We start from the raw sequence: 14,727 nt of genomic DNA on the forward strand, positions 1-14,727 counted from the left end.
CGAGCTCGAATGTTCTGGGCACAGCAGGCCGCGTTCGGCCGCGCTGCGCCGCCGCTGGACCTGCGACGAAACAGAAATGGGAGTGGGGCGGCCGCCTAGTCGTTGGCTTCAGGCGGCAGGAAGTCGACCTCGTGCAGGGCCGAGATGCGCACGACCTCGGCGGGGTCGGCCAGATTGTGGAGCTGGTTGAACAGCGCCTCCAGCTTCTGCATCGGCGAGACCCAGAACAGCGCGCGGGCCGGCTTGTCGGACTTGTTGAAATAGCCGTGCGGGATGCCGCGCGGCAGGCGCACGAGATCGCCGGCGTTGGCCTTGACCCATTTGCCGTCGAGCTTGAGGTCGAGCGTGCCCTCCTGCACCAGGATGAATTCGTCCTGGGTCGGATGGATGTGCACTGGCACGAACTGGCCCGGCTCGCTGTTGGTCTCGAAGGCAAAGGTGGAATCGGTGACGGCCTTGGGAAAATAGACCTGGCCCAGAATATTCCAGGTCTTGCCGCCATAGCCCGTGCCGTTCGCGGTAATGCCCTTCTCGAGTGCAGTCATGGCTCGCCTCCATCGTGGATCCCGACGAGGGTGGAGCTTCGGTCAGGCGCGGGCTGCTGTCTATCCGCTAAACGAATCCGGACACGTCCTGTGCCGTGCGGCACGACGTTTTTGCGACAGGGCTCTTTCCGGGGACGGGGAACTATTATAGGTTTAAAATATTCCGTGATGCCAAGCGTGGTCGGCGATGTCCGCAGCCGAGCTGGAAATGAGCACGCCTCGATCCGCGGCCGAAAGGCTCGCGGCTTTCGCCCGCGTCACCACCGACGACGCCGACGAGGCGGCCGAGCAGGTCGGGCGCATCTTCTGCCCGCATGATCTGACGCCGATGCGGAGGTCGGGCTTCTCGGCCAGGCACAATTGTGCCGCCTTCGACGGCTTTTCCATCAACTATGTCGCCTATGGCGGATCCGTCACCATCGATCCCGGCTGCCTCGACCGCTTCTTCCTGGTGCAGATCCCGCTCGCCGGCACGGCCCGTATCCGCGCAGGTACCCGCGAACTCGACACAGCGCCGGAACGGACGGCGTCGCTGTTGTCGCCGACCATCCCGACCCGGATGATCTGGACCGAGTCGGCGCAAGCGATCCTGCTGCTCGACCGCCGCATGGTCGAGCAGCGCGCAGCGGCATTGTCGGGCAGGGCGACCGGCGCGGTCGAGTTCGACCCTACGCTCGACCTGAACGTGCCGGCCGCGCGCGGCCTCGCGGCGAAGCTCGTCGAGCTGATGATGCTCGCCGAAGGTCTCGGACCGTCCGGCAGGCTTTCACCGGTCGCGACCGCGGGCTGGCGCGAGGCGCTGCTTCATTACCTCCTCGACGGCCAGCGGCACGGCCTGTCCGACGCGATCAGAACGTTCTCGGGCCAGGGCGAGCGTCTGCCGCGCGCGCTGCACACTGCGCGGGACTGCCTCGCGGCGAATGCCTGCGAGCCGCTCGACGTTGCGCACCTCGCCTGTGAGTCCGGGATCGGCATCCGCGCGCTACAGCTCGGTTTCCGCCGTCATTTCGGCGTGTCGATCTCGCAGATGCTGCTCGACATGCGCCTCGCCAATCTCCACACCCGGCTCACGCAAGCCGAGCTGGACACTTCGATCACCGAGATCGCCTTCGATCTCGGCTTCACCCATCTCGGCCGCATGGCCGGCGCCTATCGCGAAAAATTCGGCGAGACGCCGTCAGCGACGCTGCGGCGGAAGATGAGCTGATGCGCCGGCGGCTTCCCGATGTCGGTTGGGGAGCGCGCGGCGCGAAGACGCGGCATCATTTGAACGTCGTCGCCTGAGTAACATCGCCCCAGCAATACTGATTGTCGCAGTCTTTTAGCTTGTCGTTGATTGACCATTCAACCATGCCACCCGCGTTGGAATTCGCAGCGGATGGCCTAGGTCTTCCGCGACCTTGTCGCGCCATCGCGTTCAGCCGCCTGCCTGCGCAGAAAGCCTTCGAGATCGGCCTGCACGGAATAGGGCGTCGGGATCGGATCGCCCGCGTCGTCGACAGCGGTGTCGAGAGAGCGGCGCAGCATGCGCGCGAGCTCGGCCTTGCGGTAGGGCTTTGTCAGAAGCGGTGCGCCCTTGGTGGCGCGCCCCTGCGCATGCGGGGCGTCGTAGGCATAGCCCGACGTGAAGAGCACCCGCAGCGAGGGGCGCGATGCCACCATCTCGTCGGCGAGCTCTCGTCCGTTCAAGCTGCCGGCCATCACGATGTCGGTGAAAAGCAGGTCGAAGGGCGTGCCTTCGGCCGCGATGGCCAGTGCCTCGGCTGCATTGGCGGCCGAGATGACCTTGTAGCCGAGGCTTTCGAGCTGAACCGTGACGTACTGGCGGACGTCGCGGTCGTCCTCGACACAAAGAATGGTTTCCGTCCCGCCCACGACCTTGCGCTCGTCATAGCCGGTGGGGCGAAGCGTGCTCGCCTCCGCCTTCGGCAGATAGATCGTGAAAGTCGTGCCGCGTCCTTCTTCGGAAGCGACCTTGATTCCGCCACCGGACTGCTTGATGAATCCGAACACCATGCTGAGCCCGAGCCCGGTGCCCTTCCCGATGTCCTTGGTCGAGAAGAAGGGATCGAAGATCCGCTCCAGAATGGCCGGCGGAATGCCAGTGCCGGTATCGCCTATCTCGATCTCGACATAGTCGCCGGCATAGCCGGCCCCGACCGCCACGGCCTCGCGGACGCCGAACACGACGTTGCGCGTCGTCAACATCAGTCTGCCGCCGTCCAGCATCGCGTCGCGGGCGTTGATCGCGAGGTTGAGAAGCGCCGAGCTCAATTGGCCGCGATCGACGAGGGCGAGCCAAATGTTGCCGTCGAGCCGGGTCACGATCTCGATCTTCTTGTCGAAGGTTGCCAGCAGCAGCTTTGCGAGCTCTTCGAGCAGCTCGTTGATGTCGCTCTCGGCCGGCTTGAGCGCCTGCTTGCGGGCAAAGGACAACAGGCTCGACGTCAGCGCGGCGCCGCGATCGGCGGCGTCGCTGATCAGCTTGGTGATGGTCGCGAGCGGCGGATTATCCTTCACGGCGTCGGCGAGGATCTCGATCGTGCCCGTGATCACGGTGAGCATGTTGTTGAATTCGTGCGCAATGCCGCCGGTGAGCTGACCGATCGCCTCCATCTTCTGGGCCTGGATCAGCTGCTCCTCGGCGGCGCGCTTCTGGGTGACATCCTTGACGAAATTGTTGATGAGGGTGCGCCCCCCGATGTGGAGCGCCGTGCTGGAGGCCTCGATCAGGATCTCGTCGCCGTCCCGGTGCAGCAGGGTCGCTTCGAACCGGATGCCGATCGGCGTATCCGACAATTCCGGCAGCAGCCGCATCATGCGTTGCCTGAAGCCGTCGCGCAGCGGCTCGGCGATGAGGAGATTGACGACGTCCGTGCCGAGCGCCTCCTTGTGCGTCCATCCCGTCAGGGCCTCGGCCTGAAGGCTCCATTCCAGCACGATGCCGTTCTGGTCGGTCTGAACGAAGGCATCGAGCGCGGTCTTGATGACCGCTTGCGTCATCTGTGCGCTGGCCCGCGCCTGCTCGGTCAGTAGCGCGGCGGCCCGTTTTTCCTGCGCCGTTTCGATCGCGCGCGTGCACAGACGAGCGAGCAGGACCGCAATGGCGCCGCTTGCGAGCATGGCGACGATCTGGGCAATGCCGAACCCGGTTCCGGTCGCGGCATAGGAGACGAGGAGAGCCGCCGCGGTCACGATGACCTGCGCGGCCATCGCGAGTGTCAGAAGCCGCCTGAGTTTCATGGTCTCACACCAACGCGTCAGTGGCAGACCCTCGTGTCCGCCCTGTCAATGACCGGCTCCACGTGAGCTACAGATGTGAGCTACAGATTCCGCGCGGCAGCGTCGAGGGGCAATTTGCGGTGGTGCCGGGCTGGCGGCGCTTTCAACCTGCCGGCGAATCGGTCTGGCGCAGCGTCGTCACCCAGATCACGCGGGCCGTCTGCTGGGTCGGGTTGTCGAACATGTGCGGCACGATGCTCGGAAAGCGAAAGCTGTCGCCGGCGTCGAGCAGATGGGCCTGGTTGTCGAGCCACAGCCGCAGGCTGCCTGAGAGGATGTAGCCCGCCTTCTCGCCGGTGTGCTGCAGGAAGTCGGTGCCGGACGAGGCGCCGGGATTGAGCGTGAGCTCGTAGAATTCGAGCTGGCCTTTGTCTGCCGGCGTCAGCGCTTCCTTGACGACGCCGCTGGCGGTGAGCCGCAGCAGGCGCCGGCCGTTCTTGCGCACGATATAGCGCTGCACGTCGGCGGGATCGGTGGTCTCGAAGAAATAGGAGATGGGAACGTCGAGCGCGATGCTGAGCAGGCGCAGCGTGCGTATCGACGGCATGGCGCGCGCGCGTTCGAGCTGGCTGATCATGCCGTTGGAGAGGCCGGTCTTCTTGGCGACGTCCTGGATCGACAGGCCCGCGCGCTGCCGCAGCAGCCGCACGGTCTCGCCGAGGCGCTGGTCGACGGCATCGTCGGCTTCGGTCGGCGGGGCATCCTTCGGATCGTTGATCTCGCCGCGACCATCCATGTCGCTCTCCCATGCATCATCTCAGCCCGGACAATGACGTTCCGGAGCTTCAGTCGGAGTGAAAAGGTCGCGCATCCTAGCAATATGATTGACAGCTGTATTTAGTCGTGATGAACTTTTGATAGAAAATTTAGAAGCACTAAAGCCCATTCCTGTCCCTTTGCCGGGGTCTCGGGGCCCGGGAGACGGTGCCGCGTGCGACAACGGAGAGTGGTCATGGCGGACGACACCGGGAAGTTCGGCGTTGGGGCACTGCATCTCGGCAATCCGAATCGCCGTCAGATCTTTCAGCTCGGGGCCGGCGCCGCGGCGGGATGGACGCTATCGGGCAACGCATTTGCGCAGACAGAACGCCCGACCAATCCGCCGGACAAGCCGCGCGGACAGGTGATCGCGGCGCTGTCGCAGGAGCCGACGGTCTTTCATCCCCTGATGCCGGGCATCGAAGTCGATCAGGGCATCTGGTGGCAGGTGTTCTCGCCGCTCTGGTTCATCGATCCCGACGGCAAGTTCGTTCCCGACCTCGCCCGCGAAGTCCCGACGGTCGAGAATGGCGGCCTCTCGGCCGACGGCCTGACCTGGAAGATCAAGCTCCGCAGCGACGTGAAATGGCACGACGGCACGCCGTTCACGGCCGAGGACGTGAAGTTCTCGCTTGAGCTGATCAACAACCCCGATTTTCGCGCGCGCAGCCGCGTCGGCCATAGTCTCGTCAAGGACATCAAGATCGTCGCGCCCGACGAGATTCACTGGCGCATGGAAGCTCCCTATTCGCCCTATATGTCGATCCTGGGATCGCTGACCTTCATCGTGCCCAAGCACATCCTGGAGAAGGTGACCGATCCGAACGCCTCGCCGTTCCACAATGCGCCTGTCGGCACCGGACCGTTCCGCTGGGGCGAGCGCGTGCCGGGCGACCACATTCAGTTGAATGCCCATACCGGCTATCACGCCAAGGGACCCTACGTTGAGCGCGTGGTGTTCAAATACATTCCAGACCTGACCGTGCTCTACACCCAGTTCCGCACCGGCCAGGTCGATTACACCGGCCTGCAAGGCATTCTGCCGAACTTCGTGCAGGAAGCGAAGACGCTGAAGGGCCGCAAGATCTTCGTCTCATCCACGTCGTCGGTGGAGCACATCGCGCCCAATCTGGAGTTCGGCGCGTTGGCGGACCGCACGGTGCGCGAGGCGCTGTATCTCGCGATCAACAAGCAGGCGATCATCGACGCGCTGAACTACGGCTTGCCGACGCAGACCGAAAGCTTCGTGCCGCAACAGGCCTGGTCGTTCCAGCAGGGACTGCCGCAGCACAAATACGATCCGGCCAAGGCCAACACGCTGCTCGATGCGGCCGGTTGGGTCCGCGGCGCCGGCGGCGTGCGCGAGAAAGGCGGCGTCAAGCTCGAATTCACCAATTCAACGACGTCGGGCAATGCGGTGCGTGAGCAGACCCAGCAGCTGCTGATCCAGGACTGGCGCGCGATCGGTGCCGCGATGCGCGTCAACAACATGCCGGCCGCCGTGATCTGGGGCGACTTCTGGCAGCAATCGAAATTCAATTCGGTGATCGTGGGAGTGAATTTCATGCTCGGCAGCGACCCCGACGTGACGCCCCGCTTCGGCTCCGGCGCCATTCCTGCCAAAGGTGGCCGCGGCTACAACACCTATCAGTATCGCAACCCGGAGGCGGATCGGCTTCTCGCCGAAGGTGCCAAGCAGTTCGATCTGGCGCAGCGCAAGACGACCTATGGCGCTCTGCAAAAGCTCATCCGCGACGACCTCGCGATCCTGCCGCTGTTCCAGGGCTTCATCGCCGAAGGTGTGAAGGAAGGGCTGCAAGGCTTCCGTCCCAACATCAACATGTCGATCAACTGCTGGAACATTCGCGAATGGTATTGGGCCTGATGGTTCAGGCGCGCGAGATCGCCTGAGATGGCCCGTTACGTCGCCAATCGCCTGGCGCAGGCGATCATGCTGCTGGTGATCGTGTCCGCGATCGGCTTCGCCATCCTGCATCTGGCGCCCGGCGGTCCGCTCTCGCAATTCGCGGCGTCCGCGCAGATGACGCAGGAGGATCTCGACCGCGTCACGCGGCAACTCGGCCTCGATCGTTCGCTGCCGATCCAGTATCTCGATTGGTTCGGCCGGATGCTGAGGGGCGATTGGGGCCGCTCGTATCGTGACGGCGAGGCGGTGCTGGCGGTGATCTCGTCGCATCTCGGCGCCACGCTGGAACTGATGGCGACTGCGACCATCATCGCGGTGCTGCTCGGCTGCTGGATTGGCGTGCTCGGTGCGCTGCGCCGCTATTCGCTGTTCGATTCGCTCGCAACCGTCGGCGCCATGATCGCATTGTCGATCCCGACCTTCTGGTTCGGCCTCGTCACCATCTATGTGTTCTCGGTGAAGCTCGGCTGGCTGCCGGCCGGCAACCGGCAGACCGTCGGCGATGGCTCCCTGCTCGATCTGCTCCATCATCTCATTGCGCCGGCGCTGGTGCTGGCGCTGGTGGAGACCGCGATGTGGGGCCGCTTCATGCGCTCCTCGATGCTCGAAGTCATCAACCAGGACTACATTCGCACCGCGCGCGCCAAGGGCATGCCGGAATGGCGAATCCTTACGGTTCACGCCTTGCGTAACGCGCTGCTGCCGATGATCACGATGGGCGGCCTTCAGTTTCCGACGCTGCTCGGTGGTGCGCTGGTCGCTGAAACCGTGTTCACCTGGCCCGGCATGGGCCGGCTGTTCCTCGATTCCATCGGATATCGCGACTATCCCGTGGTGATGGGCATTCTGATGTTCTCGGCGATCATGGTGCTGATCGGGTCGCTGCTGGCCGACATCCTCTATGCGGTCGTCGATCCGCGCATCCGGGTGGGCTAGGGATGACGACCGTAGACTTGTCCAGCGCTCAACCCGCACCCGGCCAGGCCGCGTGGCGGCGATTTCGTCGGCACCGGCTTGCACTTGCAGGCGCGGTGATCATTCTCGTCCTTGTTCTCGGTTCGGCATTCGGCCCGTACCTCCTGCCGTTCGACGACACCTACATCGATATCATGAAGCGGTTCGCACCGCCGCTGTCGGGCGCGCACATCCTCGGCACCGACGAACTCGGCCGCGACGTGCTGGCGCGGCTGATGATGGGCGCGCGCGTCTCGCTGTCGATCGGCTTCGTCGCGATGGTGATGGCGATGGCGGTGGGCATCGTCGTCGGGGCCTTCGCCGGCTTCTATGGCGGCGTGGTCGGCGCGGTGCTGATGCGGCTCGTCGATGCCATGCTCTGCTTTCCGACCATCTTCCTGCTGCTTGCGCTCGCGGCGCTCATCGAGCCCGGCTTCATCACCACCACCGTGCTGATCGCGGCAACCGCCTGGATGTGGGTGGCCCGGGTCGTCGAGGCCCAGGTGCGCTCGCTGCGGGAGCGCGAGTTTGCGGTTGCTGCACTCGCGTTCGGCTCGTCGAATCTGCGGATCATGTTCCGCGAGCTCGTACCCAATGCGATCGCGCCGATCGTGGTGGCGGCGACGCTGAACGTGGCCAAGGCCATTCTGCTCGAATCCTATCTCAGCTATCTCGGTTACGGCATCCAACCGCCGGCCGCGAGCCTCGGCAACATGCTCAATAACGCGCAGATCTATCTCACCAGCGCGCCCTGGCTCGCGATTGCACCGGGCCTCGCCATCACGCTTGCGGTGACGAGCTTCAACTTCCTCGGCGACGGCCTGCGCGACGCGCTCGATCCGCGGATGAACATCCCATGATCTGCAAACTAGCGACGAGCCGAGCTGTCTCGATCGAACTGAATATCTGGAGTTTCCCATGTCCCCGCCGCTCACCCGCATAAACAGTGACGAGCGCCTGCCAGCGCAGGTGGATGTCGTCGTCATCGGCGGCGGCGTCATTGGCGTCTCCGCGGCCTATCATCTCGCAAAGAAGGGCCTCTCCGTCGCCTTGGTCGAGAAGGGCCATGTCGGCGGCGAGCAGTCGAGCCGCAATTGGGGCTGGTGCCGCCAGCAGGGCCGCGCGCGTGAGGAGATCCCGCTGGCCCGCGAGGCGCTGCGGCTGTGGGAAGACATGCAAAACGATGCCGGCGTCGATGCCGGCTTCCGCCGTACCGGCGTGCTGTTCCTGACCAAGAGCAAGGACGAGCTCGCCAGCTGGGAGCGATGGGCCGCAACGGCGCGCGAGATGCAGGTTCACTCGACCGTGCTGACGCCGGCGGAGGTCGCCGAGCGCCTGCCCGGCAATGCCGAGACATGGGTTGGCGGATTGCACACGCCGAGCGACGGGCGCGCCGAGCCCTCAATGGCCGTGCCGGCGCTTGCGACCGCCGCGCGAAAGCACGGCGTCACGATTCATCAGGGCTGCGCCGCGCGTGGGTTGGAGACGCAAGGTGGACGGGTGAGCGCCGTCGTCACCGAGAAGGGCACCGTTCGCACGCAATCGGTGCTGCTGTCCGGCGGCGCCTGGTCGTCGCTATTCTGCCGTCGCCACGGCATCGAGCTGCCGATCGGCCTCGTCAATGCGACCGCGTGCCGGACCACGCCGGGGCCGGAGATCACCTCCGGTGCGCTCGGCACCGATTTCTATTGCATCCGCCGCCGCCTCGACGGCGGCTTTACCCTGGCGCTACGCAACCGCGGCACGGTCGAACTGTCGCCTGATCTGTTCCGGTACGCGCGAACTTTCTGGCCGACCTATCTGCATCGCAAGAATGGGTTGAAACTGTCGTTCGGCAAATCCTTCTTCGACCAGCTCATGCGCGGCACGAACTGGAGCTTGGACAAGCCGTCGCCATTCGAGACCGAGCGGGTGCGCGATCCCGCGCCTGACATGTCGCTGGTCAATGCCGCGCTGGCTTCGCTGATCAAGTCGAACCCTGAATTGAAGGACATCGAGATCGCGGAAGCCTGGGGCGGGACGATCGACTGCACGCCGGATACCATTCCGGTCATCTCGCCGGTCGATGCCATGCCTGGCTTCTTCCTTGCCACCGGCTTCTCCGGCCACGGCTTTGGCATCGGTCCTGCGGCCGGCAAGCTCGCGGCGGACATCGTGACGGGCGCGACGCCGCTGGTCGATCCCGCGGCCTACAGCCACAAGCGCCTGATCGACGGCCGCCGGCTCGCGCCGGTCAGCCCGTTCTGAGAGTTTTGGCGGCATGACGGTTCTCTACAAGGCCAACATGGTTCGGGGCGCTGAATGGGCGGGCTTCTTCGCCGAGCGCGCGCCGGATGTGCCATTCCGGCTCTGGCCCGACATCGGCGATCCCGCCGACATCCGCTATCTCGTGGCGTGGGTGCCGCCCGACGACATCGCGACGACTTTCCCAAATCTCGAGCTGGTCTTCTCGGTCGGTGCGGGTGTCGATCAGTTCGACGCGAAAAAACTTCCAGCGCACATTCCGCTCGTTCGCATGCTGGAGCCTGGCATCGCCGAGACCATGGTCGAATACGTCACCATGGCGGTGCTCGCCCTGCATCGCGATCTCCTGCACTTCATCGCCCAGCAGAAGGCGCAGGTCTGGCGCGAGATCCGGATCACGCCGGCGAAGCGGCGGCGCGTCGGCGTGATGGGTCTCGGCCAACTCGGCCAGGCCGTGCTCGAACGCCTCACGGCTTTCGACTTTCCACTACTCGGCTGGAACCGATCGATGCGCGAGATCGACGGCGTCACCTGTTATACGGGCATGGGGACGTTGCCGGATTTCCTTGCGCAGACCGACATTCTCGTCTGCCTGTTGCCTCTGACGGATGAGACCCGCGGCATCCTCAATGCGGACTTGTTCGCGCGCCTGCCGCGCGGCGCGTCGCTCGTCAACGTCGGGCGTGGCCCGCATCTGGTCGAAGCCGACTTTCTCGCGGCGCTCGACAGCGGCGCGTTGTCGGGTGCTGTCCTCGATGTCGCCGAGCCGGAGCCGCTGTCTGCGGGTCACCCTTTCTGGAGCCATCCGCGCATCCTGGTCACGCCGCACAATGCCAGCATGACGACGCCGGATACGGCGGTCGATTTCGTGCTGGATGTGATTGCGCGCCACCGCCGCGGTGAAGAATTGCCGGGGCGTGTCGATCGTAGTCGCGGCTATTAGGACACTGGCATGAGCATGGGGGCAAGCGGAGCTGATCAAATCGCTGCCAACGCGCAGTCGCCGGTGCTGTCGGTTTCCGGCCTGACGACGTCCTTCCTGCGTGAGCGGCGATGGATTCCCGTCGTCTGCGACGTGTCGTTCGATATTGCCTCGCGGGAAACCGTGGCGATCGTCGGCGAGTCCGGTTCGGGCAAGAGCGTCACTGCGCTCTCGATCATGCGGCTCATTCCGAAGGAGAACGGCCGCGTCGAAGGCAGCGTCCGGCTTGCCGGTCGCGACCTGCTGACGCTGCCCGAAGCGAGCATGAAGGATGTTCGTGGCAACGAAATCGCCATGATCTTCCAGGAGCCAATGACGAGCCTCAATCCGGTGCTGACCATCGGCTTCCAGATTGCGGAAGCACTGATCCAGCACCGCGGCCTGTCGCGCGCGGCGGCGGAGGTCGAGACCATATGCCTGCTCGACCGCGTGCGGATACCTGCGGCGAAATCGCGCTTCCACGAGCATCCGCATCGCTTCTCCGGCGGCATGCGCCAGCGCGTAATGATCGCGATGGCGCTGGCCTGCAAGCCGAGGCTGCTGATCGCAGACGAGCCGACCACCGCGCTCGACGTCACGATCCAGGCCCAGATCCTGGAGCTTCTGAAGGAGCTTCAGCAGGAAGAGGAGATGTCGATCCTCTTCATCACCCACGACATGGGGGTGGTGGCCGAGATCGCGGACCGCACCGTGGTGATGTATGGCGGCCAGGCAGTGGAAACCGATGCGACCGCGCGCATCTTTGCTTCACCCTCGCATCCTTATACCCGCTCGCTGCTCGCGGCCGTGCCACGCCTCGGCTCGATGGACGGGCGGACGCGGCCGATGCGTTTTCCGACCGTCGACAAGGTGACGGGGACCTCTGACGAGCCGGCGGAGACGCCCGATACGGTCTCGATTGCCGAGCGACCGCTGCTCGAGGTCTCCAACCTCACGACGCGCTTTCCAATCCGCTCGGGCCTGTTCGGCAAGGTCTCGGGCCGCGTCCATGCGGTCGAGAACATCTCCTTCACCTTGCGCGCCGGGGAGACGCTGGCGCTGGTCGGCGAATCCGGCTGCGGCAAGTCGACGACGGGCCGCTCCATTCTCAAGCTGACGGAGCCGGACAGCGGCACCGTTCTGGTGGACGGGCAGGATGTGCTGGCGATGAATGCCCGCACCTTGCGTGACTTTCGCAAGCAGATGCAGATCGTGTTCCAGGATCCGTTCGCGAGCCTCAACCCGCGCATGTCGGTGGGAACGGCGATTGCGGCCCCATTGCTCGCCAACGGGCTCGTCACGGCGTCGCAGGCACGGGAGAAGGTCGCCGACCTGCTTGTCCGCGTTGGTCTCACCGCCGACATGGCCGCGCGCTTTCCGCACGAATTCTCCGGTGGCCAGCGCCAGCGCATCTGCATTGCCCGCGCGCTCGCGCTCGGACCGAAGCTGATCGTCGCGGACGAAGCGGTCTCGGCGCTCGACGTTTCGGTCAAGGCGCAGGTCGTCAATCTGATGCTGGACCTTCAGGCCAGCATGGGACTTGCCTATCTCTTCATTTCCCACGATATCGCGGTGGTCGAGCGCATGAGCCATCGCGTCGCGGTGATGTATCTCGGCGAGATCGTCGAAACCGGTCCACGCGCGGCCCTGTTCGGAAATCCGCAGCATCCCTATACGAAGAAGCTGATGGCGGCCGTGCCAGTGCCCGATCCAGCGCGCCGCGGCACCAGGCGCGAGGCCACGAATGACGAGATCAGAAGCCCGGTGCGCGCGCCCGATTACCAGCCGCCCGTGCGTCAATTTCGTGAGGTGTCGCCGGGCCATGTCGTCCAGCTCTGGGGCGAGGAATGGTCCAACTGACGTGCGCAGGCCGCAAATTATTTCCAAAATGCACGATGAAGTCGCCCCGCGATCTGCCGGGCAGGTCAACGGTGGTGTCCTTCGCGACGCCAGGCCGGTGACATCACGCTGAAATCACAATGAAATCATCGCGGCACGGCCCGGTGCGACGGCTGGCCGCGCCAGCTTCGTGTTATGCGCTGCAGCTGGACCGTCGGCCGGCGATCTCCGATAATGCGCGGATCTCGGGAAGGCCGGCGAAGACGTGCCTTTACGGATGGATTTACTAGAATGACACAAGCAGGCGTCTACGGGCAGAGGCTCGGGCAGGGCCTTCGCTCCAAGCAAGCACCGGTCCTGATCACGCGTTCGCTGCACAGCGCCGAGCTCGCGGTCACCGAAGTCCGCAACGACGATCCGACACCGGATATTTCCGGATCGCTGGCTGCGGAAGATGCCTATCTCCTCAGCCTGAAACTCCGCGACTATCCGGATTGCGAATGCTGGGAGGAGGGCCGCTGTGTCACCAAGGCGGATGTTCGCGCAGGTGCGACTTATCTGTACGACCTCAAGCGTGACCCGCGCTATGTGATCGACAAGCCGTTTCACTCGCTCTTCTTCTATTTGCCGCGCTCGGCGCTCAACAGCGTTGCCAGGCAACCGGGCGGGCCGCGCGTAGGCGAGCTCAGCTACGAGCCCGGTGTCGGTCATGACGACGAGGTCGTTCGACATGTCGGTGCCTCGTTGCGGCAAGGACTGTGTCGGCCCGACGAGACCAACCAGCTTTTCGTCGATCACATGATGCTCGCGCTCACCGCCCATGTCGCCCAGACCTATGGTGGGCTGAAGCCGGCCGCGGAACCGAGCCGCGGCGGTCTCGCGCCATGGCAGGTGAAGCGTGCGTGTGACCGGCTCGATTCCGATCTCTCGGGCAAGATCGCGCTGCAGCTGATCGCGACCGAGCTTGGCCTGTCAGTCAGCCACTTCTCACGCGCATTCCGGATCTCCACCGGCCTGCCGCCGCATCAATGGCTGCTCCAACAGCGCGTCAAGGCGGCCAAGCAACTGATGACAGTCCGCGACCTGCCGTTATCCGAGATTGCCATCTCGGCCGGATTTGCCAATCAGAGCCATTTCACGCGGGTGTTCTCGTCCATCGTCGGCGTCAGTCCGGGCGCATGGCGCCGAGAAACGGATGGTGGACGGGACAAGACTTGAAGTTACCGACGCTTCGCCAGCGAGATCGTGTAGGCCGTGCGGCGCGCCGCAAAAATCTCGTCCGGCGGATGGCCGATGCCGTCGGCAAGATTGGCTGGATTGAAGATGGAGCCGTCGCAGGCCGCGTTGGCTTCGAGGCTGGTGATGACGATCGTCCCCAGCCGCACCTGCTCACGGTTGTCCTCGTCCGGCCATCGCAGGGTCACGTCCATAGTGGGATCGCCGGGACGGTCGAGCAAGGCCATCACGTTGAATCGGACGTCGCCGGCTACGATCCTCCGCGCGAGATCGTCATGCAGGAAATCGGCCGACTTCGCCCTCGCTTCGTCCTCGCTCAACGTGACGTCGCCGCCGACCGGCGAGACCTTGAACTTGATGAAGCGGGTCTCATCCTTCGCGTTCGTCGCGGGAAAGGAGTGCACGCCCCAATAGGTCGTGCCGGCAAAGCTGCCGGGCAGCCGGCGTGCCGCGACGTAATTCGCCTGGTTCAGTGTTTCAGGATTGGCTGCCGAAAAGGCCCGGACCTTCTCGATGTCAGGCTTGCCGTCCGCACCCGGAATGCGCGCCTCGAGGAAGGCGAGCATCTGGTCGAGCGTCCGTGCAAAATGCACCGGAGCGGTTTCCGTCAGGATGTCCGAGCGATGGGCGTCGTCGCCCAGCCTGAAGCTGAAGCCGCGCAGCACGAGGTTGTTGGTGTCGGTCACCCCGGGATTGCCGCCGCCGACGGAGAAGCGCGCCAGCACGCGCGACGGTTTTGTGAAGCTCAGCGATCGCGTAATCTCTGCCGCGCGGTCGGACGGGGCATAGGTCCCGCGCACACATCGACCCTTGGCGAAGCTCGCGCGCACCTTCGGCGGATTGCCTGCGACCGCCTTCAATGCATCGACGACCGCGGCGGGTGTTGCAGCGGGGGTGGGAAGTTCGGACATGGCTTGGCCTCCGGCAAAAGCGGCATGTCCGTGTGTTAGGGCTGGCGGAGCGCCGGCGTCTTTCCTAAA

Annotated in this window: 12 protein-coding genes; 8 read left to right on the plus strand and 4 right to left on the minus strand. The window is 64.7% G+C overall.

The genetic code is table 11. From position 1 onward, the window contains the following. Window positions 1-95: 95 nt before the first annotated feature. Window positions 96-545, minus strand: coding sequence for a cupin domain-containing protein (locus tag IVB54_RS09415; protein ID WP_018454097.1), 450 nt, complete (start codon window positions 543-545; stop codon window positions 96-98). Window positions 546-732: 187 nt separating this feature from the next. Here IVB54_RS09415 and IVB54_RS09420 point away from each other — a divergent pair, with 187 nt between their 5' ends. Beyond that, window positions 733-1,752, plus strand: a complete 1,020-nt coding sequence (locus IVB54_RS09420) for an AraC family transcriptional regulator (RefSeq protein WP_018454098.1) — start codon at window positions 733-735, stop codon at window positions 1,750-1,752. Between the two features lie 176 nt (window positions 1,753-1,928). On the opposite strand, the gene IVB54_RS09425 is transcribed toward IVB54_RS09420, so the two are convergent. Next, on the minus strand, window positions 1,929-3,788 hold the full coding sequence (locus tag IVB54_RS09425) for an ATP-binding protein (RefSeq protein WP_247777173.1): 1,860 nt from the start codon (window positions 3,786-3,788) through the stop codon (window positions 1,929-1,931). 142 nt (window positions 3,789-3,930) lie between these two features. Continuing rightward, window positions 3,931-4,563: a cupin domain-containing protein gene (locus IVB54_RS09430; protein ID WP_018454100.1), complete on the minus strand. Its 633-nt coding sequence runs from the start codon at window positions 4,561-4,563 to the stop codon at window positions 3,931-3,933. Window positions 4,564-4,779: 216 nt separating this feature from the next. Between IVB54_RS09430 and IVB54_RS09435 the strand changes: the two genes are divergently transcribed. The 7 genes from IVB54_RS09435 (at window position 4,780) to IVB54_RS09465 (ending at window position 13,729) form a co-directional block, all read left to right on the plus strand. Beyond that, window positions 4,780-6,471: a peptide ABC transporter substrate-binding protein gene (locus tag IVB54_RS09435; protein WP_085351879.1), complete on the plus strand. Its 1,692-nt coding sequence runs from the start codon at window positions 4,780-4,782 to the stop codon at window positions 6,469-6,471. A gap of 27 nt (window positions 6,472-6,498) precedes the next feature. Further along, the gene (locus tag IVB54_RS09440) at window positions 6,499-7,449 is read left to right on the plus strand and encodes an ABC transporter permease (RefSeq protein WP_204512119.1); all 951 of its coding nucleotides are present in this window, start codon (window positions 6,499-6,501) and stop codon (window positions 7,447-7,449) included. A 2-nt stretch (window positions 7,450-7,451) separates the two neighbouring features. Beyond that, entirely contained in the window at window positions 7,452-8,327 is an 876-nt protein-coding gene (locus tag IVB54_RS09445; RefSeq protein WP_085361475.1) for an ABC transporter permease, read from the plus strand. A 58-nt stretch (window positions 8,328-8,385) separates the two neighbouring features. Then, window positions 8,386-9,714 (plus strand): FAD-binding oxidoreductase, encoded by a 1,329-nt coding sequence (locus IVB54_RS09450; RefSeq protein WP_247294987.1) that lies wholly within the window; start codon window positions 8,386-8,388, stop codon window positions 9,712-9,714. A gap of 13 nt (window positions 9,715-9,727) precedes the next feature. Then, window positions 9,728-10,654, plus strand: a complete 927-nt coding sequence (locus IVB54_RS09455; protein ID WP_204512117.1) for a glyoxylate/hydroxypyruvate reductase A — start codon at window positions 9,728-9,730, stop codon at window positions 10,652-10,654. Between the two features lie 9 nt (window positions 10,655-10,663). Further along, window positions 10,664-12,532, plus strand: a complete 1,869-nt coding sequence (locus IVB54_RS09460; protein ID WP_204512116.1) for an ABC transporter ATP-binding protein — start codon at window positions 10,664-10,666, stop codon at window positions 12,530-12,532. 270 nt (window positions 12,533-12,802) lie between these two features. After that, a complete protein-coding gene (locus IVB54_RS09465) occupies window positions 12,803-13,729 on the plus strand; it encodes an AraC family transcriptional regulator (protein WP_085385352.1) in 927 nt (308 codons plus the stop codon). A gap of 2 nt (window positions 13,730-13,731) precedes the next feature. Here IVB54_RS09465 and IVB54_RS09470 read toward each other — a convergent pair whose 3' ends face one another. Beyond that, a complete protein-coding gene (locus IVB54_RS09470) occupies window positions 13,732-14,658 on the minus strand; it encodes a catalase family peroxidase (RefSeq protein ID WP_085361470.1) in 927 nt (308 codons plus the stop codon). Between the last annotated feature and the right edge of the window lie 69 nt (window positions 14,659-14,727).

Source organism: Bradyrhizobium sp. CW1 (assembly GCF_023100665.1).
Taxonomy (GTDB): Bacteria; Pseudomonadota; Alphaproteobacteria; order Rhizobiales; family Xanthobacteraceae; genus Bradyrhizobium; species Bradyrhizobium canariense_D.